Here is a 23,030-nt window from a genome sequence, read left to right as displayed (position 1 = left end):
CTCACTGGACGGCGCGTTCCGTGCGACGGGCGCTGACCGGCAGGCGCGCGATGAAGTCGGCAGCGGCGCGGCGCGCGGCCGCATCCGCTTCGATCACGTCTTCCAGCGCGTGCGCGCTGCGGTTCGGCAACGCGTTGAGTACGGCGTCGACTACCTGAGCGATCGTCATGAAACCGATCTGGCGCGACAGGAACGCTTCAACAGCGACTTCGTTCGCGGCATTGAGCGCCGCGCTCGCGAGGCCTCCCTCGGCCAGCGCTTTCACCGCGAGCGCGAGACACGGGAAGCGCGTGTAATCCGGTTTTTCGAACGACAGCGATGCGACCTGCAGCAGATCCAGTTGCGCCACGCCCGAATCGACGCGGTCCGGAAATGCCAGCGCATGCGCGATCGGCGTGCGCATGTCGGGATTGCCCAGTTGTGCGAGCACCGAGCCGTCGGCGTATGACACCATCGAATGGATCACGCTTTGCGGGTGAATCAGCACTTCGATGCGCTCGCCCGGCAGATCGAAGAGCCAGTGCGCCTCGATCACTTCAAGGCCTTTGTTCATCATCGTGGCCGAGTCGACCGAAATCTTGCGGCCCATGACCCAGTTCGGATGCTTGCATGCTTCGTCCGGCGTGACGTCGACCAGCGTGGCCGGTTCGCGCGTGCGGAACGGGCCGCCTGACGCGGTCAGGATGATCTTCGACACGCCGCCATGCTGTGCGGCTTCGCGCGGCAGACACTGGAAAATCGCGTTGTGTTCGCTGTCGACCGGCAGCAGCACGGCGCCGTTGTCACGCACCGCGTCCATGAAGATCGCGCCGGACATCACCAGCGCTTCCTTGTTGGCGAGCAGGATACGCTTGCCGGCACGCGCGGCAGCGAGGCTCGGCGCGAGGCCTGCCGCGCCGACAATCGCCGCTACGACCGTATCGCAGCCGTCACTCTTCGACACGTCGACGAGCGCTTGCGGCCCATACGTGACTTCGGTCTTGCAGCCGGCTTCGCGCAACTTCGCCGCGACCTGCGCAGCGGTATCGGCATCGCCGACTACCGCGACTTCAGGCTGAAAGCGCAGGCATTGCTCGACGAGCTTGTCGCCGTTGCGATGCGCCGTGAGCGCGTACACCGAAAAGCGCTCGGGATGACGCGCGACGACGTCGAGCGTGCTGTCTCCAATCGAGCCCGTGGAACCGAGCAATGTCAGACGTTTTTGCATATCTCTTTCTCTAGCCGAGCAGCAGCATGGCAAGCGGCAGCACCGGCAACAATGCGTCGATGCGGTCGAGTACGCCACCGTGCCCAGGCAACAGGCCGCTTGAATCTTTCACTCCGGCCTGGCGTTTCATCATGGATTCGAACAGGTCGCCCACCACGCTGAATACCACCAGCAGGGTCAGGGCGAGCAGCGTACGTACGGCGCCCCATTGCGCCAGCAGCGCAGAATACAGGGTCGGCTCGAACGCGTGCAAAAAGACCGCCGCCGCCGCGACGATCATCACCACCAGCCAGCCGCCGATCGCGCCTTCCCAAGTCTTACCCGGGCTGATGGCAGGCGCCAGCTTGTGCTTTCCGAAAGCTTTTCCAGAGAAGTATGCGCCGATATCGGCCAGCCATACCAATAGGAGCAGCGACAGCACGAAGGCCACGCCCTGCATGCGCGCGGCGACGAGAGCATGCCAGCACGCGACGAATACCACAATGCCGGCAAGAAAGAGAAACGCGCGCCAGGCGCCTTGCGCGAGAGTCGGCTTGCGCAGGAGCACATACGGCCCCGCGATCACCCAGAAAATGGCGGCCGCCTGAAAGAGCGGCCGGGGCTCCTCGACGCCGGTGCCGAGCCGCGTGCTCGCGACCAGCGCCACCGCAGCAACCAGCGCGTAAATGACCGGGCCCGCGCCGCCGAGCTTCAGCAGACGCGCCCACTCCCACGCGGCGAACACGACGACGAAGGCGATCAGCGCGCCGAACGCGCCCACCGGCGCGAACAGCGTGACCGGCAGGAAGATCGCCAGCAGGATGATCGCCGTGATGACACGGGTTTTTAGCATGGAAGCGAATCGACGTTCTGCGATTGCGGCTCGAGTTGAGCACTGGTGCGGCCGAAGCGTCGCTCACGCTCCGCGTAGGATGCGATGGCGTGGCCGAGCGCGTCGGCGTCGAAATCCGGCCAGAACGTGTCGGTGAAGTAGAACTCGGTGTAAGCGAGTTGCCACAGCAGGAAGTTGCTGACGCGGCGCTCGCCGCCGGTGCGGATAAAGAGGTCCGGCTCCGGCGCATAGGCCATCGACAGGTGTTCGGCGAACGAATCCTCGTTCACCTCGACCGCCTTGCCCGCCAGCGCCGATTGTTCGGCGAGCTTGCGGGTGGCCTGCATGATGTCCCAGCGGCCGCCGTAGTTGGCGGCAATGGTGAGCGTGAGGCGGGTATTGCGCGCGGTTTTGGTTTCCGCGCGCCGGATCAGGTCGCGGATGCGCGTATCGAATCGGGACAGATCGCCAACCACGCGCAGACGGATGCCGTTTGCGTGCAGCTTGCCGATCTCGCGCTCCAGCGCGGTGACGAACAGGCGCATCAGGAACGACACTTCGTCGTTCGGGCGGCGCCAGTTTTCCGAACTGAAGGCAAACAGCGTCAGGTATTCGACGCCCTGCCGGGCGCAGGCCTCGACGGCCGCACGCACTGCGTCGACGCCGCGCGTATGGCCGGCCACGCGCGGCAGACGGCGCTGGGTCGCCCAACGGCCGTTGCCGTCCATGATGATCGCGATATGTCGCGGCACCGCGGCGACATCAGGCACGCGCACGGTTGAGCTGGTATAGGTCATGGCCGTCGGGACAGTGACTGCAAAAAAAGAAGTGGAGATCTTAAAGGTGCTGAGCCAACCGGCCTCAGACCGTCATGATCTCGGCTTCTTTGGTCACTACAAGCTTGTCGATTTCCGTGACGAACTTGTCCGTCAGTTTCTGAACGTCGTCACCTGCACGGCGCTCGTCATCTTCAGAAATTTCTTTGTCTTTCACAAGCTTCTTCAGTTGCTCGTTTGCATCACGGCGCAGGTTACGAACAGCGACCTTGGCCGTTTCCGCCTCGCTCTTGACCACTTTGGTCAGTTCGCGGCGGCGTTCTTCGGTCAGCGCGGGCATCGGCACGCGGATCACGTCACCTTGCGTCGCCGGGTTCAGACCGAGGTCCGACTCGCGGATCGCCTTTTCGACGACCTGGACCATCTTCTTTTCCCACGGCTGCACGCCGATCGTGCGTGCGTCGATCAGCGTCAGATTCGCGACCTGCGAAATCGGCACCGGCGAACCGTAGTAATCGCACTGGATGTGATCGAGCAGGCCCGTGTGTGCACGGCCCGTGCGGATCTTCGACAAGTCGTTCTTGAACGCGTCGATGGAACGCTGCATCTTTTGTTCAGCGCCCTTCCTGATATCAGCCACAGACATTTTTAAACCTCCGAACCTTCAAAACGGTGCGAGCCGGCCAGCGCGCGCACTATGCGGCGGCCTGGGCTCGCGTTAAAGCCCACGTTATGTGAACGAGAGTTTACACGTGGACGAGGGTGCCCTCGTCCTCGCCTAATACGATGCGCTTGAGCGCACCCGGCTTGACGATCGAAAACACCCGGATCGGCAGCTTCTGATCGCGGCACAGCGCGAATGCCGTGGCGTCCATCACCTGCAGATTGCGGCCGATGGCTTCGTCGAAGCTGATCGTGGTGTAACGGGTCGCGCTCGGGTCTTTCTTGGGGTCGGCCGAATAAACGCCGTCCACCTTGGTGGCTTTCAACACGACTTCCGCGCCGATTTCCGAACCGCGCAGCGCGGCGGCCGTATCGGTCGTGAAGAACGGATTGCCCGTGCCGGCCGCGAAAATCACGACTTTGCCTTCTTCGAGCTGGCGAATCGCACGCGGACGGATGTAAGGCTCGACCACCTGGTCCATGCGCAGCGCGGATTGCACGCGCGCTTCGATACCGGCGTGGCGCATTGCGTCCTGCAGCGCCAGCGCGTTCATCATGGTGGCCAGCATGCCCATGTAGTCGGCCGTGGCGCGATCCATACCGGCCGCGCCGCCCGCGACGCCGCGGAAAATATTACCGCCGCCGATCACCACGGCCAACTGCGTTCCGAGACGGACCACTTCGGCCACGTCCGCTACCATTCGTTCGATGGTCGCGCGATTGATGCCGAAGGCATCGTCGCCCATCAGAGCTTCACCGGAGAGTTTGAGCAGGACGCGTTTATAGGCAGTGGGCATAGAGGTATCCAGATCGCGCAGAACAGGGCAACAACAAGGGACTAATGTAGGGGTGAAATGCTGATTCGGGCAAGCGCCGCCAAATTGACGAACCCTGGGGTCCGCCAGCGGCGTGCGCCACGAGGGTCACCCGCGCGCAGCCTTGCGGCGCCGCCGACCGCGGCAAAGTCTTGCTCCGCCGCGGGTCCAACGGTACTAACTGAAGCTTAAGCGATACTTATTGTTGCTTTGCAGCAGCGACTTGAGCGGCCACTTCGGCTGCGAAGTCGTCCTGCTTCTTCTCGATGCCTTCGCCGACCACGAACAGCGCGAACTTCTGCACGCTTGCGTTGCCAGCCTTCAGCATCTGTTCGATCGTCTGCTTGTCGTTCTTAACGAACGTCTGGTTCAGCAGCGACACTTCCTTCAGGTACTTCTGCACGCTGCCGTCGACCATCTTGGCGACGATTTCAGCCGGCTTGCCCGATTCAGCAGCCTTCTGCTCAGCAATGCTACGTTCCTTCGCGATCAGATCCGCCGGGACGTCGTCCGACGACAGCGAGACCGGCTTCATGGCGGCGATGTGCATTGCCACGTCCTTGCCGACCTGCTCGTCCGCGCCGGTGTACTCGACCAGCACGCCGATACGCGTGCCGTGCAGGTATGCTGCCAGCTTGTTCGAGGTTTCGAAACGCACGAAACGGCGGATCGACAGGTTTTCACCGATCTTGCCGACCAGCGCGAGGCGCACTGCGTCGACCGTCGAGCCGTCCAGCGGCAGTGCCGACAGGGCAGCGACGTCAGCCGGGTTTTGCGTAGCGACCAGTTCAGCGACCGTCTTCGAGAATGCCAGGAAGTCGTCGTTCTTCGAGACGAAGTCGGTTTCGCAGTTCAGTTCGACCAGCGAACCAGCGTTGCCGCCGATGAACGATGCGACCACGCCTTCAGCCGTCACGCGCGACGCTGCCTTGCTGGCCTTGTTGCCCAGCTTCACGCGCAGCAGCTCTTCAGCGCGCGCCATGTCGCCTTCGGCTTCCGTCAGCGCCTTCTTGCATTCCATCATCGGCGCGTCGGTCTTTGCGCGCAGTTCTGCAACCATGCTTGCGGTAATTGCCGCCATCATTTGCTCCTTGAGTTCCGTCTGTCACACGCCGCCCGGACTTCGATACCGGCGGCAAGAATTCGTTTCAACATCGCACGTATTTTCTACGGACTATGTTTCAGGCACTGCTCACAGCGCACCACTACTTTGTCGCGGCTTAAAAAAAGGGGGCCTGTAGAAAGCCCCCTTTTTTGCCGGACACGGGGCAGCTTTACGCTTCCGGGTTGACCTCGACGAACTCGTCGCCGTCACCACCGCGAGCAGCTTGCACCACTTCGTTAACCGCGTTAGCACGGCCTTCGACGATTGCGTCAGCCACGCCAGCCGTGTACAGAGCGACAGCCTTCGAAGCGTCGTCGTTACCCGGGATCACGTAGTCGATGCCTTCCGGCGAGTGGTTCGTATCGACCACGGCGATGACCGGAATGCCGAGCTTGTTAGCTTCGGTCACGGCAATCTTGTGGTAGCCGACGTCGACCACGAAGATCGCGTCCGGAATGCCGCCCATGTCTTTCACGCCGCCGATCGACTTTTGCAGCTTGGCCATTTCGCGTTCGAACAGGAGCGCTTCCTTCTTGCTCATGCGTTCGGTTTCGCCAGCTTCCAGCGATGCTTCCATGTCCTTCAGGCGCTTGATCGAGACCTTCAGCGTCTTGAAGTTGGTCAGCATGCCGCCGAGCCAGCGTGCGTTGACGTAAGGCATGCCAGCGCGTTGCGCTTCTTCAGCGATCGTGTCGCGCGATTGACGCTTCGTGCCGACGAACAGGATCGTGCCGCGATTCGCTGCCAGTTGACGCGCGTACTTCAGCGCGTCGTTGTACATCGGCAGCGTCTTTTCGAGGTTGATGATGTGAATCTTGTTGCGATGGCCGAAAATGAAGGGGGCCATCTTCGGGTTCCAGAAGCGCGTTTGGTGACCGAAGTGGACACCGGCTTCCAGCATTTGACGCATGGTAACTGCCATGAAAATCTCCGCGAGGGTTGGGTCTTAAGCCGGCTGCCGTATCTGCCGCGCTGCCTTTTTTGGCTGAACGCGACGGACACCCTGGGTGCGCCGGCTTGCGAGTCTGCTGCCTTGGTACTGCCTGACCTGTAGCGCAGGCAACTATCGCTACGAGGCGCCTTTCCTGCCAGTTTGCGCTCATCAGACTCATCAGAGTGACTAATAGAGCAACAAAATAAGACAGAGATCGACTTAGCCAAAGATTATAGCACGTGACTATCGGCCGACTCAACCTGCGCGGTAGCTCCCGTTTGCCGCAGGCGGGTTGCACCTGCGCGCCCACCCCCTTATTGCAAAACCGTGGCAAAACCCTGCGGCAGCGGGAATATGGTGCGATAATCTTGCAATAAATCGCATTTCAGGCCCGACTCATGGCTATTACGCTCAAAAACGAACACGATATCGCGCAGATGCGCGTCGCCTGCAAGCTCGCTAGCGAAGTGCTCGACTACATCACGCCGTTCGTCACGGCGGGCATCACGACCGGCGAACTCGACCGGCTGTGTCACGAATACATGCTCCAGGTGCAAGGCACGGTTCCAGCGCCGCTGAATTATCAGCCGCCCGGCTATCCGCCTTACCCGAAAGCCACCTGCATTTCCGTGAACGACGTGATCTGTCACGGTATTCCGGGCGACAAGACGCTGAAAAACGGCGACGCACTGAATATCGACGTCACGGTGATCAAGGAAGGCTATTTCGGCGACACCAGCCGGATGTTCATCGTCGGCGAAGGCTCGATCATGGCCAAGCGCCTCGTGCAGACCACCTTCGAATGCATGTGGCTCGGCATCGATCAGGTGCGCCCGGGCGCCCATCTCGGCGACATCGGCTACGCCATCCAGAAGCATGCTGAAGGGCAAGGCTACAGCGTGGTGCGCGAATATTGCGGCCACGGCATCGGCACGGTGTTTCACGAGGACCCGCAGATTTTGCACTACGGCCGTCCCGGCACCGGGCTCGAGCTGCAGACCGGCATGATCTTTACGATCGAACCGATGATCAACGCCGGTCGGCGCGACATCCGCACCATGCCGGATCAGTGGACCGTCAAAACCAAGGACCGCAGCCTGTCGGCACAGTGGGAACACACCGTGCTCGTCACCGAAACCGGTTACGACGTGCTGACTGTCTCGGCCGGCACGCCCGCGCGTCCGCCGGTTGTCGCGGCCACGGCCTGAACGACTTCCGCCCCCACCCGCCCGCCTGCCAATGAGTAGTGTTCCAGCCGTCGCCCAATCCCATGCCACGTCGCTCAAGGCGGACTACAAAGTGGCCAAAGCCCAGTTGCTGGAACGCTTCAAGACCGCCTCCAACGTCGACTCGCTGATGGCCGCGCTGGCGCGCGCCACGGACGAGTCGCTGCGCGCCGCCTGGAATACCTGTGAGCTGCCGCCCGAGCTGGCGCTGCTCGCGGTCGGCGGCTACGGGCGGGGCGAACTCGCGCCGCACTCCGACATCGACATTCTGGTCCTGCTGCCCGACGCGCCGATCGCGCATCTCGAAGCGCGCATCGAACGTTTTATCAGCCTCGCGTGGGATTTGGGGCTCGAACTCGGCAGCAGCGTGCGCAGCGTGGTGCAGTGTGTCGAAGAAGCCGCCAACGACGTCACCGTGCGCACCTCGCTGCTCGAAGCGCGGCGCATTACGGGCAGCACCCTGCTCTTCGACGACTTTGCGAAGCGCTACCGCGAAACGCTCGACCCGCGCGCGTTCTTCCAGGCCAAAGTACTGGAAATGCGCCAGCGGCACGCCAAGTTTCAGGACACGCCGTATGCGCTCGAGCCGAACATCAAGGAAAGCCCGGGCGGCCTGCGCGATCTGCAACTGATTCTGTGGATTACCCAGGCGGCCGGCTTCGGCAGCAGTTGGCGCGAGCTCGAAGCACGCGGCCTGATCACCGAGCGCGAAGCGCGCGAACTGCGCCGCAACGAAGGCTTCCTGAAAACGCTGCGTGCCCGCTTGCATGTGATCGCCGGCCGCCGCCAGGACATTCTGGTGTTCGACCTGCAAACGCCGGTGGCCGAAAGCTTCGGCTATAAACCGACGGCCACGAAGCGCGCCAGCGAACAACTGATGCGCCGCTATTACTGGTCCGCCAAAGCCGTCACGCAGCTCGCCACCATCCTGATCCAGAACATCGAAGCGCAGCTCTTCCCGAACACAAGCGGCATCACGCGCGTGCTGTCGGACCGTTTCGTCGAGAAGCAGGGCATGCTGGAGATCGCCAGCGATGACGTCTTCCAGCGCGAGCCGAACGCGATCCTCGAAGCTTTTCTGCTCTACGAACAGACGCCGGGCGTGAAGGGTTTGTCGGCGCGCACGCTGCGCGCGATCTACAACGCCCGCGACGTGATGGATCAGCATTGGCGGCGCGATCCGGAAAACGGGCGCCTGTTCATGGACATCCTGAAGCAGCCTGCCGGCATCACGCACGCGCTGCGGCTGATGAACCAGACCAGCGTGCTCGGGCGCTATCTGTTGAACTTCCGGCGCATCGTCGGGCAGATGCAGCACGACCTGTATCACGTCTACACGGTCGATCAGCACATCCTCATGGTGTTGCGTAATCTGCGCCGCTTCGCGGTCGCCGAGCACGCGCACGAATATCCGTTCTGCAGCCAGTTGATCGCCAATTTCGACCGGCCGTGGGTGTTGTACGTGGCGGCGCTGTTTCACGACATCGCCAAGGGCCGCGGCGGCGACCATTCCACGCTCGGCATGGCCGACGCGCGGCGCTTCTGCCGTAACCATGGCATCGAGGGCGAGGACGGCGAACTGGTCGTCTGGCTGGTTCAGCAGCATCTGACCATGAGCCAGGTCGCGCAGAAGCAGGATACGAGCGACCCCGAAGTCATCAAGCGCTTTGCCGAACTGGTCGGCAACGAGCGCCGGCTCACCGCGCTTTACCTGCTGACCGTGGCCGACATTCGCGGCACCAGCCCGAAAGTCTGGAACACGTGGAAAGGCAAGCTGCTCGAGGACCTCTACCGCGCAACGTTGGCGGTGCTCGGCGGCGCACGGCCTGACGCGCATTCGGAACTGAAATCGCGCCAGGAAGAGGCGCTTGCGCTGCTGCGCCTCGAAACCGTGCCGGAAGGCGCGCAAAAGGCGCTGTGGGACAAGCTGGACATCGGCTACTTCCTGCGCCACGACGCCGCGGATATCGCGTGGCAGACCCGTGTGCTGTACCGGCACGTCGAAACCGCGACCCCGATCGTGCGGGCGCGTCCTTCACCGATTGGCGAAGCGCTTCAGGTGCTGGTGTATGTGAAAGACCAGCCCGATCTGTTCGCCGGCATTTGCGCGTATTTCGACCGCAATGGCTTGTCGGTGCTCGATGCGCGGGTCAGCACGACCCGCCACGGGTACGCGCTCGATAATTTCCTCGTCGCGCATACCGAAGAAGACGTGCATTATCGCGATATTGCCAATCTGGTCGAACAGGAACTGACCGCACGCCTGACCGGTGACGGCACCCTGCTTCCGGGACCGTCGAAAGGCCGTTTGTCACGGCTGTCGCGGACCTTCCCTGTTACGCCGCGCGTCGATCTTCGGGCCGACGAGCGCGGCCAATATTACATCCTGTCCGTGTCTGCGAACGACCGGCCAGGCCTTCTTTATTCAATCGCGCGCGTGCTGGCCGAGCACCGGGTCGGCGTTGCGTCGGCGCGGATCAATACGCTCGGCGAACGTGTCGAAGACGTGTTCCTGCTGGATGGACACGGTCTGTCGGACAACCGCCTGCAAATTCAGGTCGAGACCGAACTGCTGCGCGCGATTGCAGTGTGAGATTTCATGCGAGTCAAATTAACAGCCAAGCACCCGCGGCCGGCTTCGTCCGAACGCGCCCCTGTCCGTACCGGAAGCAATTCGGCGCGTAAGCCGACGCGCCCGACCGGGCCAAGGCCGTCTACGCCGACGGCCGGGTTTAACGGGGCGCGGGGTGAAGGCGCTGGCGCAGCGGGTGGTGGCAAGCGGCCGGCGGGTGCGGGCAAGCCGGCAGGCGCCGGGGCGCGTGCGCCACGGGCTGAAGGATCGTTTTCCCGCGAGCGGGATGCTGGCGCTGCGCGCCGGGCGCCGTCGGATCGGCCGCCGCGGCGTGAAGGGGCCGGTGGTGCGCCACGTCGCTTCGAAGGCAGCAGTGATCGCGCTCCGCGTCGGGACGATGGTGAACGTGCGCCACGTCGGTTTGAAGGTGGTGGCGATCGTAGCGAACGTGCTCCGCGCCGCGCTGACGGCGAACGTAGTCAAGGCGCTCCACGCCGATTTGAAGGCGGCGGCGATCGTGCGCCGCGTCGGGACGAGGGCGTTCGTGCGCCCCGTAAGTTTGAAGGTGGCGCTGATCGCAGCGAACGCGCTCCGCGCCGCGCTGACGGTGAACGCCCTCAAGGCGCTCCGCGCCGGTTTGAGGGCGGCGGCGATCGTGCGCCACGTCGGGACGAGGGCGCTCGTGCCCCCCGTAAGTTTGAAGGTGGCGCTGATCGCAGCGAACGCGCACCGCGCCGTGCTGACGGCGAACGTAGCCAAAGCGCTCCGCGTCGATTTGAGGGCAACGACCGTCCGCCGCGTCGGGACGATAGTGAGCGTGCACCTCGCAAGTTTGAAGGCGGTGGTGATCGCAGTGAACGTGCTCCGCGTCGCGCTGACGGTGAACGCAGCCAAGGCGCCCCGCGCCGGTTTGAAGGTACTGGCGATCGCGGCGAACGTGCACCCCGCCGCTTCGAAGGCAGCACAGATCGCAGCGAACGCGCACCACGCAGCTTCGAAGGCAACGGCGCCCCGCGCCGTGACGACGGCGAACGCCGCTCGTTCAGTGGTCCGCGCCCGGGTGCAGGCCGCCCATCGGAAGGTGGACCGCGTGGCGAGCGTCCGGGACGTGACGCCTCGGATCGGCCCCGCTTCGGCAGCGACCGTGGCGCCCCTCAGGAGCGCCGCAGCGACAGCGCAGCACCGCGCCGTTTTGAAGGCGAACGTGGCGCCTCCGAGCGTGGCGAGCGCACTTTCGCGAAGCCCGTCAAAAGCGGCTACGGTGACCGCACGGACCGTCCGGCGCGCGCACCGCGCGACGACCGCGGCGAACGCGCCCCAGCCAAACGTGAATTCGGCGATCGTCCGCCGCGTGCCGGCGAACGTAACGAACGTAGTGACCGGGGCGAACGCCCTGCCCGCAGCTTCGACAAGGCGCTGCCGGCTGCCGGCCGCCGCTTTGGCGACGACAACCGCCCCGCCCGTGCCGACAAGCCGCGTGGCCCGGCGCCCGCAGCCAGAGCCGAACGCGACAATGACGCCGATGTCGCTCCGCGCACGCCGCGCCGCGATTACGAAGACGCACCGGGCACGCTGCGCCTGTCCAAGCTGATGTCGGAACTCGGCCTGTGCTCACGCCGCGAAGCCGACGAGTGGATCGAAAAAGGCTGGGTGCTGGTCGACGGCGAGCGGATCGACACGCTCGGCACCAAGGTTCGTCCGGACCAGCGCATCGAGATCGACCCCGCCGCCGAAGCGGCGCAAGCGAGCCAGGTGACAGTCCTGATCCACAAGCCCGTGGGCCTCGTATCGGGCCAGGCGGAAGACGGCTATCAACCGGCGATCACGCTGGTTACGCCGGAAAATCGCTGGGAAGGCGACAGTTCGGACATCCGCTTCTCGGTCTCGCATCTGCGCCAACTCGCGCCGGCCGGGCGCCTCGACATCGACTCGACGGGCTTGCTGGTGCTGACGCAGGACGGCCGCATTGCCAAGCAGCTGATTGGCGGCCATTCGGAGATCGACAAGGAGTATCTGGTGCGCGTGGCGTTCGGCGAGCACACCACCGACGTCGAAAACCACTTCCCGCCGGAAAGCCTTGCGCTCTTATGCCACGGCCTCTCGCTCGACGACGTGCCACTGAAACCCGCACAGGTCAATTGGCAAAACGGCGAGCAACTGCGTTTCGTACTGCGCGAAGGCAAGAAACGCCAGATCCGCCGGATGTGTGAACTGGTCGGCCTCGAAGTGATCGGCCTGAAGCGTGTACGGATGGGTCAAGTGATGCTGGGCGCACTGCCGCCGGGTCAATGGCGCTATCTGTCGGCGGACGAGTCGTTCTGATGCCGGGAGCTTGACGCTTAAATAGCTAGAGACTCAGGGTGCCCGCGCACCGTGACGCTCGCCCAACAAAAAGCCCACGTAAAAACGTGGGCTTTTTTTATGCCGGCGGCGCAGCCGTCAATTCGTCCGCCGCAGGCCAGAATACAGCGACGTCAGTCGTCGCTATTCGGGTCCATATCCGGAAACAGGACTTCCGTGAAGCCGAACTTCGCGAAATCGTTGATCCGCATGGGGTACAGCTTGCCGATCAGATGATCGCACTCATGCTGCACGACACGCGCGTGAAAGCCCTCGGCGACGCGGTCGATCGGCTTGCCGTATTGGTCGAAGCCGTGATACTTGATCATCGAAAACCGGCTCACCGCGCCGCGCAGGCCCGGCACCGACAGGCAGCCTTCCCAGCCCTCTTCCATATCCAGCGACACCGGCGTGATGGTCGGGTTGATCAGCACCGTCTCCGGCACCGGCGGCGCATCCGGATAGCGTTCGTTGTGCCCGAAGCCGAAGATCACCACCTGCAGGTTGACGCCGACCTGCGGCGCGGCGAGCCCCGCGCCGTTCGCGTCGTGCATGGTCTCGAACATGTCCTTGATGAGCTCATGCAGTTCGGGGGTGTCGAAGTGATCGACCGGATCGGCAATTTGCAAAAGGCGCGGATCGCCCATCTTGAGAATTTCGCGGATCATAACTGCCCCTCCAGGAGCTTACGCATACCATCTTCGTCGAGTACGGGGACGCCGAGTTCCTCGGCCTTCGCCAACTTGCTGCCCGCTTCGGCTCCGGCCACCACGTAGTCCGTTTTCTTCGACACCGATCCGGCCACTTTCGCGCCAGCCGCTTCGAGCATTTCTTTCGCCTCTTCGCGGGCGAGCGTCGGCAAGGTGCCGGTCAGGACGACCGTCTTGCCGGTCAGCGCGCCTTGCGGCGCCTTCGGCGCGGGCGGTCCTTCCGGCCAGGTGACCTTCCCTGGAGCCCGTAATTGCTCGATCACCGTGTGGTTGTGCTCTTCGGCGAAAAACTGATGAATCGACTCGGCCACCACAGGACCCACGTCGTTCACTTCCAGCAATTCTTCGACCGAGGCATCCATGATCGGATTCAGCGAGCCGAAATGCTTGGCCAGATCTTTCGCCGTCGATTCGCCCACATGCCGGATACCGAGCGCGTAAATGAAGCGCGCCAGCGTGGTGTGCTTGGCCTTTTCAAGCGAGTCGAGCAAATTCTGAGCGGACTTTTCGGCAAAGCGGTCGAGTTCAGCGAGCGTCGCAAAGCCGACGTTGAACAGATCGGCTGGCGTGCGCACCAAGTTCTGCTCGACGAGCTGATCAATGATCTTTTCGCCGAGCCCGTCGATATCCAGCGCTCGCCGCTGCGCGAAGTGCCACAGCGCCTGCTTGCGCTGCGCCGGGCAGAACAGGCCACCCGTGCAGCGCGCAATCGCCTCGTCCGGCAGCCGTTCGATGCTCGAGCCGCACACCGGACACTGCGTGGGCATGACGAACTCGCGGGCGTCGTCCGGGCGGCGGTCGAGCAGCGCGCTCACCACTTCGGGAATCACGTCGCCGGCGCGCCGCACGATCACCGTGTCGCCGATGCGGATATCCTTGCGGCGCACTTCGTCTTCGTTATGCAACGTTGCGTTCGTGACCGTCGCGCCGCCGACGAACACCGGTTCCAGCCGCGCAACCGGCGTAATCGCGCCGGTGCGGCCGACCTGCACGTCGATCGCAACGAGCTTGGTCAGCGCTTCCTGCGCGGGGAATTTGTGCGCGAGAGCAAAACGCGGCGCGCGCGAGACAAAGCCGAGCGCGTCCTGCTCATCGCGCCGGTTGACCTTGTAGACGACGCCGTCGATATCGTAAGGCAGCGTATCGCGCTTCTCGCCCACCGCGTGAAAGAACCCCAGCAAGCCTTCGGCGCCCTGCACCACCGCGCGCTCGCCATTCACCGGCAAGCCGAGTTCCTTGTACCAGTCGAGCAGTTCGCTATGCGTAGCCGGCATTTCGATACCTTCGACCACACCGATTCCATAAGCGAAGAACGACAGCGGCCGCTGCGCAGTGATTTTCGAGTCGAGCTGCCGCAAACTGCCCGCGGCAGCGTTACGCGGATTAGCGAATTCCTTCTGCTCAGCAGCCCGCTGGCGTTCGTTCAGGCGTTCAAAATCGCGCTTGAACATGAGCACTTCGCCGCGAACGTCGAGCACATTCGGCACGCGTTTGCCCTTGAGCTTGAGCGGAATGGATCGGATCGTGCGGACGTTTTCGGTAACGTTCTCGCCAGTGGCGCCGTCGCCGCGCGTGGACGCCTGGACGAAGGCGCCGTCGACGTAACGCAACGAGATGGCAAGGCCATCGAACTTCAGTTCAGCGGCGTAATCCACCGGCACCGGCGGTTCGCTCGCGTTCTTGCCGAGCGCGTCGCCGACGCGCTTGTCGAACGCAACGATGTCTTCGTCGGCAAAACCATTGTTCAGCGAAAGCATGGGCTGATCGTGCACAACCGGCTCGAAGCCGCTCGACGCCTCGCCGCCCACACGCTGGGTGGGCGAATCCGGCACCACCAGGTCCGGGTGCTCCGTCTCGATTCGCTCCAGCTCCTTGAAGAGCTTGTCGTACTCCGCGTCCGGCAAGTCCGGCTGATCGAGTACGTAGTACGCGTAATTGGCGCGTTCGAGTTCCGCGCGCAGCCACGCGGCCCGCTCTGCCGGAGCGCTGGTTGCAGGGTTTGAGACGGAGGTTCGGGCCATGCTGTCGGAAGGTTCTTCAGTGAAATTCAGACATTGGATTATCGCAGGAAGCGTGCCCCTTTACATCGGCCGAATGGCCAGTTTCGTGCGTTCGTTATTCCGCCCCAAACGCCAACGGCCGCACAGTGTGCGGCCGTCGAATACTGCGCAATTGCGAAGCCGTTACTGGCTGAACAGACGCCGCGTGGCCGGCGAACCAGCCGGAATACCCGCCTGCTCGAGCTTCGCGTAAAGCGTCATCAACTGCTTTTCGATCGCCAGCAGCGCGGTTTCCGGCAGCGGACGGCGCCCATCGTCGACCACCCGTCCACCGATACGCTCAGCCAACGATTTCGCGTAGTCGCACATCAGGCGGAACGGCAGGATGTCTTCGTCCGCGACCGGCACGTCGAGCACCAGCGTGATCATCTGGCCGCCCTTGTAAGTCAGGTCGTCGCGTAGGAAATTGGTGTCGCCGAATTGCAGCATGAAGACCGGGCTCTGCTTCGCGTCGAGCTTGACGAAGCGCGTGCCGTCGCGCGAGAGGAGCAAGCCGTCCTGCGACGCGACGGCCTGGACATAATTGGCCGACCACGGCGCCCCATCGGAGAGCACGTTGATCGACAGTTGCGCATCGCACTGCGCGGCGAAGCCGTCGAGCTCTCGCGCCATCGCGACCGTTTCGAGCATGTCGGGAAATTCCGGCGACGCGTCGAGCGCGTCGGCAAACTGCTGCACGCCGGTCACGAACTCGGAGAACTCCAGTTCGTTGAGCGCGCCACTCCGATTGGCCAGTTGCGCGGCCGCGCGGAGCTCTTCATAGCGCGCGCCGTTTTGCAGCAATTCCCACGCGCCGCCTTCGAGCTTGCCTTCGATATGCACCGGCTTGCTGCCGGCGCGGCGCAGACGCTGCGCGAGCGGAATCACCTTGTCGCCGGCCACCGGGCCGTTCAAACGAATCGGCACGATGCAGTCGATGCGGCGATCGACGATAGCCGGCGGCGCCGACGAAATCGTCGTGGCAGCGGGCAGGATCGGCTCATCGGCCGTCGCGGCATGGCCGCTTTCGGCTTCCGCAATGCCTTCTGCTTCCGGATAGCCATTCGGCGTCGTCGTCTCGGCCTGAATATCGGCCGGCGTATCGAGCGGCGCGGCGGTCGCGCCAAAAGTCGGTTCGACGCGCGCCGCCGAGGTTTCCGCCGCCTGCTCCGAACCCACTACCGGCTCGCGCCGCGTGGTCGGCCGGGCCGGTTCGATAAACGGGCTCTGCTCCTCCTGATCGTCCCGCGCATAACTTTCAGCGGTATCGGCCGGCATAGGACGCGGCATCTTGCGGCGCACCTTCGCGCCTTGCCATGCGTTGTACACGACCACGCCCCCGACCACCACGGCACCCGCGCCGATCAAACCGAGTGTCAACTCGTCCATGCATGCTCCATCAGCAATTCTTCTGTCTGCGCGGCTTTGCGCCCGCCCCACGTGTCGCGCGGCCGATGGCCGCTGCGCTGAATGCGGGCGCCCGCGATGATCAACCTAAACGAAAACTTAAACGATATTCTGGGCGAAACCCGCCGCCGTTTCCATGTCGACCGCGACGATCCGCGATACGCCCTGCTCCTGCATGGTCACGCCGATCAGTTGCTGCGCCATTTCCATCGCGATCTTGTTGTGCGAAATGAACAGGAACTGCGTTTTGTCCGACATCGCGCGCACGAGGTTCGCGAAACGTTCCGTGTTGGCGTCGTCGAGGGGCGCGTCCACCTCGTCGAGCAGACAGAACGGCGCGGGATTCAACTGGAACATCGCGAACACCAGTGCGGTGGCGGTCAAGGCCTTCTCGCCGCCCGACAGCAGGTGAATCGTCGAATTCTTCTTGCCCGGCGGCTGCGCCATCACCTGCACGCCGGCGTCGAGAATCTCGTCGCCGGTCATGATCAGCTTGGCCTGGCCACCGCCGAAGAGACGCGGGAACAGCTCGCCGAAATGACGGTTCACTTCGTCGAAGGTGCCTTGCAGCAGCGTGCGCGTTTCGCCGTCGATCTTGCGGATCGCGTCTTCCAGCGTTTCGATCGCGTTGTTCAGGTCGGCCGACTGCGAATCGAGGAACGTCTTGCGCTCGGTCGCCGCCTTCAGTTCGTCCAACGCGGCCATATTGACCGGACCGAGCGCGGTGATCGCGTTGTTGATCCGCGTGACTTCGCCTTGCAGGTAGGACGGCTTCATGTCCGGCGTGAGCTTGGCCTGCAATTCCGCCTCATCGACGCCGGCTGCCGCCAGTTGCTCGATGAACTGCTCGCCGTTCAGGCGCGCGGCCTGTTCCTTCAACTGCAATTCGTTGATGCGGTCGCGCAGCGGTTGCAGCGCACGCTCGGCGGTCAGACGGGTTTCGTCGGCAGCACGCAGCTTGGCCGTCAGGTCGTCCAGTTCCAGACGCGCGGCGTGCAGCGCTTCTTCCTTGACCGCGCGGATATCGAGTGCGTCCTGCAAGCCGGTATGCGCGGTTTGCTCGTTGATCGTTTCCAGCTCGGCGCGCGCATCTTCCAGCGACGCGGCGACGCGCTCGCTCTGCTCGTGCGAGACCTGGATGCTGCGCTTCAACTCGTCGATACGGTTCGCCATGTTGCGTGCGGCGAAGCGCGCGTCGGTGGCGGCCCGATCGAGATCGCGCGATTGGGCGCGCGCGGCGGTGAGCGATTCGTCGAGTGCTTCGAAGGCCATCTGGTGATCTTCGAAACGCGCCTGCAATTCGGCGAGTTCGGAGTCGTGACGCTCGAAGTTGGCTTCCGATTCGCCACGCAAAGCGCGCTGCTCTTCGATCTGCGCGGTGATTTCTTCCAGCTCTTCGCGGATTTGCGTGCTGCGCTGCGTGTAACGCTCATGCGCTTGCGCGAGCTTGAGCACGTCCATCTGCAAGGCGTGCACACGTTGAGTCGCGCGCTCCGACTGTTGACGCACATCGGTCAACGCTTGCGCGGCTTGCGTGTGCGCGGCTTCGGCGCGGATCGCGGCGGCCTTCGCCTCATCGGCGAGCAAGGCCTGCGCGCGCACCTGACGGCCCAGGTTTTCGATTTCCTGCTGACGGGCCAGCATGCCGGCCTGTTCGGAATCGGCGGCATATAGCTGGACGCCGACGCGCGTCACCACATGGCCGGCCTTGACGACGAACGAGCCGCCTTCCGGCAATTGCGCGCGCATGGCGAGCGCCTGCTGCAGATCGTCAGCAACGAAGGCGAGGCCGAGCCAGTCATTCAGCACGGCGCGAATGCCTGCGTCGTCGATACGAACCAGCGATAGCAACGGACGCAAGCCCGCCGGCGCAGCAGCCGGCTGACCGGCTGCGGGCGGCGCGTAGAACGCGAGCTTGGCGGGCGGCGCGTCAGTGGCGAACGCCTTGACCCAGTCCAGGTTCGACACTTCCAGGGCGGCGAGCCGCTCACGCAGCACCGCTTCGAGCGCGGCTTCCCAACCGGCTTCGACATGCAGCTTCTTCCACAGACGCGGCAAGCCGCTCAGCTCGTGCTTTTCGAGCCACGGCTGGATCTTGCCCTCGGTCTGAACGTTTTCCTGCAGTTGCTTGAGCGCGGCAAGGCGTGCGTCGAGCTGATGAATCTGTGCGCTTTCCGACTGCACGCGTTCCTGGGCCACACGCCGTTCGCCGTCGAGACGCGGCAGCGTTTCCTGCGCGTCGGCAAGACGGGCCTGCGCGTCGTGCAGGATTTCTTCGTGCTCGGCGAGCTGCGCGCGCATGTCTTCGAGCTGCGCTTCGTCAGGGGCATCCAGACCGCCCGCTTCCGACTTCAGCCGTTCGTGACGCTGCTGCAACTGCTGCAATTGCTGATCGGCATTGCGCTGATGCGCGGCTTCGAGCTTGAGTGCCTGTTCGGTCTGCGCGATACCGCCGCGCTCGGCGTTCAGTTCGGTCTGCGCATCGCGCCAGCGCGCTTCGAGCGCCGGCATCGCATCGTGCTTGGCGGCGGCCTCGTCTTCGGCCAGCGCGGCCTTTTCGTCGGCGACGGCCAGTTGTTCTTCAGCGTCGGCCAGATCGTCTTGCGCCTTCTGCGCTTGCGACTGCCACTGCTCGCGCTGCGCGGTCAGCGCGGCAATCTGCGCCTGCGTGCGGTTACGCGATTCGACGATGAACTTGATCTCGGCCTCGAGGCGGCTGACCTCGGCATTCGCCTCGTACAACGCGCCTTGCGCACCCTGCATCGCGTCGCTGGCGGAGTAATGCGCGACGCGCAGCGTTTCGAGTTGGGCTTCGACTTCGCGCAGCTTCGCGGTTTGCGCTTCGAGGTCGATCTGCGCCTGTTCGATCGCGCGTTGCTGGCGTTCCTGCTCGCCGCCGGCTTCGTTCTTGCGCAGCAGCCACAACAGACGCTGCTTCTCTTCGCCGTCGGCCTGCAAATCCTTGTACTTGGTCGCGACGATCGCCTGCGCCTCGAGCTTCTCGAGGTTGGCACTAAGTTCGCGGACGATGTCTTCGACGCGGATCAGATTCTCGCGCGTGTCGTGCAGACGGTTCTCCGTCTCGCGGCGGCGTTCCTTGTACTTCGACACGCCCGCGGCCTCTTCAAGGAACACCCGCAGCTCTTCCGGCTTCGCCTCGATCAGGCGGGCGATCATGCCCTGCCCAATGATCGCGTACGCACGCGGCCCGAGGCCGGTGCCGAGGAAGATGTCCTGAATGTCGCGGCGGCGCGCCGGCAGGTTGTTGATGTAGTAGCTCGAGGTGCCGTCGCGCGTCAGCACGCGCTTGACGGCGATTTCGGCATACTGCCCCCACTGCCCGGCGGCGCGGCCGTCGGCGTTGTCGAACACGAGTTCGACGCTGGCGCGGCTACCTGGCTTGCGCGCGGTCGAGCCATTGAAGATCACGTCCTGCATCGACTCGCCGCGCAGCTCAGAAGCGCGCGATTCGCCGAGCACCCAGCGCACGGCGTCGATGATGTTGGACTTGCCGCACCCATTCGGTCCGACCACGCCAACGAGCTGGCCCGGGACCTGGAAATGCGTGGGATCGACGAATGACTTGAAGCCAGCGAGTTTGATCGAGGTCAGACGCACGGCGATTTCGCTGTTTGAAAAGGGAAAATAAAAGGTGGCTCGTGAAGGCCGCGCCAGCCGTTCGCCGATGCAGCGAAACGGCCCGCGAACCCCCGCGACACGGGCGCCAACTGTATGCGATGAAGCATGAGCCGGCTAATGAGGGGCAATCATACCATCGCGCGCGAGCGGTTCTTAGCGTCCTTACGGTCCGCAGCGAGGTCGGCATCTCGGTCGACATCAAGACCCGCATCCTGATTGGCCGGATCGGGCGGTAAAGCCTTTGTCCGGTGCACCCAGCTGGATAATGCCGACGCCAGCACGATGCACGCGCCGCCTGCCCATTCGCGCGGGCCCGGCGACTCGCCGGCGAACAGCCATGCGGACAAGGCCGTCACCACGATCTCGAACAGCATGATGATCGAGGCCCGATTGGCCGGCACGCGCGCGAGTCCATACTGCACGAGCATATTGTTCGACGCCAGCAGAAAACCGAGGCCGAGCACTAGTAACGCGGCCGTGCCGAGATACGCGCCGGTGGGTGGTGCGGGCATCGCCTCGAACAGCGAGGCACAGGCGCTGAAAATCGCCGCGCCGCCGAAGATCGTCGCGGTGCGCATTTCGGGCTTCATCTCAGGCAGCACGCGGCTCGTCTTGAGGATCAGAACGTTGCTCATCGCGAAACCCATGCCACCCGCGAGGCCAGCCCATTCAGCGAGGTTGCCGGGCACCGGGAGGCCCAGTTGCGGCGACCACAGCATGGTCATCGCGCCGGCCAGCGACAGCGCGGCAAGGCCTGCGCCCGACCAGGTCAGGCGTTCGTGCAGGATGAAGTGCGCAAAGAGCGCGGTCCACGCGGGGGTGAGATAGAACAGCAGCAATACGCGCATCACCTCGCCGTGGATCGAGCCCCACACGAAACCGAGATTGGTAATGCCGGCTGCCAGCGCAAGCGCCGGCAGCAGCCAGTGCCAGCGCACCGTCTTAAGCGCACGATGGCGCACCAGCAGAACGAACAGGCAACCGGCGGCGCTCGTCAGTGCGCTTGCCGCCGTGCCGGTCACGCCGAGCGCATTCAGCATGCGCAGCGGGTACCAGATCATCCCCCATACCGAGGCGCCAAGCATGATCGCGAGCGTCGGCCAGCCGTTGCGAAGCCAGTTGGTCATGATGTAAGGCTCCCGCGACGGTTGCTGGTCCTGCGGGCGATGTTGCTGACTTTGCCGACGGCGGCGTTCTTGCGCCCGCTTCGTCCGAATAGTGCGGATGTCTCCGTTGCTGCTACATACATTGCTGCTCCTGCTTCTTTTTTGCGCGAACCGTCTGCGGTTCGCGTCGTTCCCGCTGCGTCGCATTGCCTGCGCCGCCTGGCGGGTTGCGCCGCGCCTTACACGCCGGGCGCCGCCATGAATTTCCCGTGCGCGCCGCCACGCTATAATCATTCGCTCGCCGCCGCTGCCGCCCTTTTCGCGTGTTTCATGCGTTTTACGGTCAGCATGCGTGCCAGCATTCCTCTGCGCCCATCTTCGATCAGGCTCGATCCGCCCAGTGAACCCGCTACTCGACTCCCTCCAGCCCTATCCGTTCGAAAAGCTGCGTGCACTTTTCAAGGACGTCACGCCGCCGGCCGGCCTCGCGCACATCAGCTTCGGCATCGGCGAACCGAAACATCCCACGCCCGCGCTGATTCGCGACGCGGTGATCGCCTCGCTTGGCGGTTTGTCGGCGTATCCGGCCACCATCGGTTCACCGGCACTGCGCGAGTCGATTGCGAAATGGGCGACGCAGCGCTACAACCTGCCCCCGGTCGATCCGGCCACCCAGGTGCTGCCTGTGGCGGGCTCGCGCGAGGCGCTGTTTGCGCTCGCCCAAACGGTCATCGACCCCAAGCGAAACGCTGACGGCGAGCCTGCGATCGTACTCTGTCCGAACCCGTTCTACCAAATCTATGAAGGCGCCGCGCTTCTCGCCGGCGCGCAACCGTACTTCGTAAATAGCGACCCGGCGCGCAACTTCGCCTGCGACTATTCGGCGGTGCCGGCCGACATCTGGGCGCGCACGCAGCTACTGTACGTGTGCTCGCCCGGCAATCCCACCGGCGCCGTGCTCACGCTCGACGACTGGCGCGAGCTGTTCGCGCTGTCGGACCGTTACGGCTTCGTGATCGCCTCGGACGAGTGCTACTCGGAAATCTACTTCGACGAAGCCAATCCGCCGCTCGGCGGCCTGGAAGCGGCTCACAAGCTCGGCCGCGGCTTCGAGCGCCTCGTGATGCTCTCCAGCCTGTCCAAGCGCTCGAACGTGCCGGGCATGCGCTCGGGCTTTGTGGCCGGCGACGCGGCGATCCTGAAAGACTTCCTGCTATACCGGACATACCACGGCACGGCCTTGTCGACGGTGTTCCAGAGTGCCAGCATCGCGGCCTGGAATGACGAAACGCACGTGCGCGAGAACCGCGCGAAGTACGTGCAGAAGTTTTCCACCGTGACGCCTATGCTCGCCGAGGTGCTCGACGTACGCCTGCCGGACGCCGCGTTCTACCTGTGGGCGGACGTCTCGCGCACGGGCCTGTCGGACACCGAGTTCGCCCAGCGCCTCTACGCCGACTATAATGTGACGGTTCTGCCGGGCTCGTTCCTCGCGCGCACTGCGCATGGCGTGAACCCCGGCCGCAATTTCGTGCGCATGGCGCTCGTCGCCGATGTCGACGAATGCACGCAGGGCGCACAACGAATCGTCGATTTTTGCCGCGCGCTCGCGGGTTGAGTTTTCGCGAATTTTCATATTCGGCAACCCCGCGCACCGCATTCCCTTCTTCAGACTTCAAC

16 protein-coding genes are annotated in these 23,030 nt (G+C 63.9%); 4 read left to right on the top strand and 12 right to left on the bottom strand.

From position 1 onward, the window contains the following. Position 1 precedes the first annotated feature (1 nt). From M0D64_RS09055 to rpsB, 7 genes are all read right to left on the bottom strand, one after another. Positions 2-1,207: a 1-deoxy-D-xylulose-5-phosphate reductoisomerase gene (locus M0D64_RS09055; protein ID WP_266236943.1), complete on the bottom strand. Its 1,206-nt coding sequence runs from the start codon at positions 1,205-1,207 to the stop codon at positions 2-4. Positions 1,208-1,217: 10 nt separating this feature from the next. Next, positions 1,218-2,039 carry a phosphatidate cytidylyltransferase gene (locus M0D64_RS09050; RefSeq protein WP_266257369.1) on the bottom strand — a complete coding sequence of 274 codons (822 nt, stop codon included), beginning with the start codon at positions 2,037-2,039 and terminating at the stop codon, positions 1,218-1,220. Then, positions 2,033-2,815, bottom strand: a complete 783-nt coding sequence (gene uppS, locus M0D64_RS09045) for a polyprenyl diphosphate synthase (RefSeq protein WP_154566004.1) — start codon at positions 2,813-2,815, stop codon at positions 2,033-2,035. Before uppS ends, M0D64_RS09050 begins: the two co-directional genes overlap by 7 nt. A 64-nt stretch (positions 2,816-2,879) precedes the next feature. Next, positions 2,880-3,440 (bottom strand): ribosome recycling factor, encoded by a 561-nt coding sequence (frr, locus tag M0D64_RS09040; protein ID WP_054035184.1) that lies wholly within the window; start codon positions 3,438-3,440, stop codon positions 2,880-2,882. A gap of 100 nt (positions 3,441-3,540) precedes the next feature. Then, entirely contained in the window at positions 3,541-4,254 is a 714-nt protein-coding gene (gene pyrH / locus M0D64_RS09035) for a UMP kinase (RefSeq protein ID WP_006048674.1), read from the bottom strand. A 217-nt stretch (positions 4,255-4,471) separates the two neighbouring features. Then, positions 4,472-5,353: a translation elongation factor Ts gene (gene tsf, locus M0D64_RS09030; protein WP_097389605.1), complete on the bottom strand. Its 882-nt coding sequence runs from the start codon at positions 5,351-5,353 to the stop codon at positions 4,472-4,474. 193 nt (positions 5,354-5,546) lie between these two features. Continuing rightward, positions 5,547-6,299, bottom strand: coding sequence for a 30S ribosomal protein S2 (rpsB, locus tag M0D64_RS09025; RefSeq protein WP_154566005.1), 753 nt, complete (start codon positions 6,297-6,299; stop codon positions 5,547-5,549). Between the two features lie 410 nt (positions 6,300-6,709). On the opposite strand from rpsB, the gene map reads away from it, so the two are divergent. From map to M0D64_RS09010, 3 genes are read left to right on the top strand one after another with little or no spacing between them, the layout of a single operon-like run. Next, positions 6,710-7,519 (top strand): type I methionyl aminopeptidase, encoded by an 810-nt coding sequence (gene map, locus M0D64_RS09020; protein ID WP_266257368.1) that lies wholly within the window; start codon positions 6,710-6,712, stop codon positions 7,517-7,519. Between the two features lie 31 nt (positions 7,520-7,550). Next, positions 7,551-10,130, top strand: a complete 2,580-nt coding sequence (locus M0D64_RS09015) for a [protein-PII] uridylyltransferase (RefSeq protein WP_266257367.1) — start codon at positions 7,551-7,553, stop codon at positions 10,128-10,130. A gap of 6 nt (positions 10,131-10,136) precedes the next feature. Next, on the top strand, positions 10,137-12,431 hold the full coding sequence (locus M0D64_RS09010) for a pseudouridine synthase (protein WP_266257366.1): 2,295 nt from the start codon (positions 10,137-10,139) through the stop codon (positions 12,429-12,431). A 152-nt stretch (positions 12,432-12,583) separates the two neighbouring features. Here M0D64_RS09010 and def read toward each other — a convergent pair whose 3' ends face one another. From def to M0D64_RS08985, 5 genes are all read right to left on the bottom strand, one after another. Continuing rightward, positions 12,584-13,117, bottom strand: coding sequence for a peptide deformylase (gene def / locus M0D64_RS09005; RefSeq protein ID WP_266257365.1), 534 nt, complete (start codon positions 13,115-13,117; stop codon positions 12,584-12,586). Beyond that, the gene (gene ligA / locus M0D64_RS09000; protein WP_266257364.1) at positions 13,114-15,180 is read right to left on the bottom strand and encodes an NAD-dependent DNA ligase LigA; all 2,067 of its coding nucleotides are present in this window, start codon (positions 15,178-15,180) and stop codon (positions 13,114-13,116) included. The genes def and ligA overlap by 4 nt, the downstream gene beginning before the upstream one ends. 162 nt (positions 15,181-15,342) lie before the next feature. Continuing rightward, positions 15,343-16,587, bottom strand: a complete 1,245-nt coding sequence (locus M0D64_RS08995) for a cell division protein ZipA C-terminal FtsZ-binding domain-containing protein (RefSeq protein ID WP_266257363.1) — start codon at positions 16,585-16,587, stop codon at positions 15,343-15,345. Positions 16,588-16,704: 117 nt separating this feature from the next. Beyond that, complete coding sequence (gene smc / locus M0D64_RS08990; RefSeq protein ID WP_266257362.1) at positions 16,705-20,223, bottom strand: chromosome segregation protein SMC; 3,519 nt, start codon at positions 20,221-20,223, stop codon at positions 16,705-16,707. Between the two features lie 149 nt (positions 20,224-20,372). Next, positions 20,373-21,371, bottom strand: coding sequence for a DMT family transporter (locus tag M0D64_RS08985; protein WP_266257361.1), 999 nt, complete (start codon positions 21,369-21,371; stop codon positions 20,373-20,375). 379 nt (positions 21,372-21,750) lie between these two features. On the opposite strand from M0D64_RS08985, the gene dapC reads away from it, so the two are divergent. Continuing rightward, positions 21,751-22,968 carry a succinyldiaminopimelate transaminase gene (dapC, locus tag M0D64_RS08980; RefSeq protein ID WP_266257360.1) on the top strand — a complete coding sequence of 406 codons (1,218 nt, stop codon included), beginning with the start codon at positions 21,751-21,753 and terminating at the stop codon, positions 22,966-22,968. Positions 22,969-23,030: the final 62 nt, after the last annotated feature.

Source organism: Paraburkholderia sp. WS6, from assembly GCF_030464835.1.
Taxonomy (GTDB): domain Bacteria; phylum Pseudomonadota; class Gammaproteobacteria; order Burkholderiales; family Burkholderiaceae; genus Paraburkholderia; species Paraburkholderia madseniana.
Note: the sequence above shows the minus strand (reverse complement) of the source record. Positions and strands in the feature narration are given on the sequence as shown.

Bases quoted from the DNA above. Each gene is read 5' to 3' on its own strand.
- M0D64_RS09055 (WP_266236943.1), bottom strand. From the start codon at position 1,207: ATGCAAAAACGTCTGACATTGCTCGGTTCCACGGGCTCGATTGGAGAC.
- M0D64_RS09050 (WP_266257369.1), bottom strand. From the start codon at position 2,039: ATGCTAAAAACCCGTGTCATCACGGCGATCATCCTGCTGGCGATCTTC.
- uppS (WP_154566004.1), bottom strand. From the start codon at position 2,815: ATGACCTATACCAGCTCAACCGTGCGCGTGCCTGATGTCGCCGCGGTG.
- frr (WP_054035184.1), bottom strand. From the start codon at position 3,440: ATGTCTGTGGCTGATATCAGGAAGGGCGCTGAACAAAAGATGCAGCGT.
- pyrH (WP_006048674.1), bottom strand. From the start codon at position 4,254: ATGCCCACTGCCTATAAACGCGTCCTGCTCAAACTCTCCGGTGAAGCT.
- tsf (WP_097389605.1), bottom strand. From the start codon at position 5,353: ATGGCGGCAATTACCGCAAGCATGGTTGCAGAACTGCGCGCAAAGACC.
- rpsB (WP_154566005.1), bottom strand. From the start codon at position 6,299: ATGGCAGTTACCATGCGTCAAATGCTGGAAGCCGGTGTCCACTTCGGT.
- map (WP_266257368.1), top strand. From the start codon at position 6,710: ATGGCTATTACGCTCAAAAACGAACACGATATCGCGCAGATGCGCGTC.
- M0D64_RS09015 (WP_266257367.1), top strand. From the start codon at position 7,551: ATGAGTAGTGTTCCAGCCGTCGCCCAATCCCATGCCACGTCGCTCAAG.
- M0D64_RS09010 (WP_266257366.1), top strand. From the start codon at position 10,137: ATGCGAGTCAAATTAACAGCCAAGCACCCGCGGCCGGCTTCGTCCGAA.
- def (WP_266257365.1), bottom strand. From the start codon at position 13,117: ATGATCCGCGAAATTCTCAAGATGGGCGATCCGCGCCTTTTGCAAATT.
- ligA (WP_266257364.1), bottom strand. From the start codon at position 15,180: ATGGCCCGAACCTCCGTCTCAAACCCTGCAACCAGCGCTCCGGCAGAG.
- M0D64_RS08995 (WP_266257363.1), bottom strand. From the start codon at position 16,587: ATGGACGAGTTGACACTCGGTTTGATCGGCGCGGGTGCCGTGGTGGTC.
- M0D64_RS08985 (WP_266257361.1), bottom strand. From the start codon at position 21,371: ATGACCAACTGGCTTCGCAACGGCTGGCCGACGCTCGCGATCATGCTT.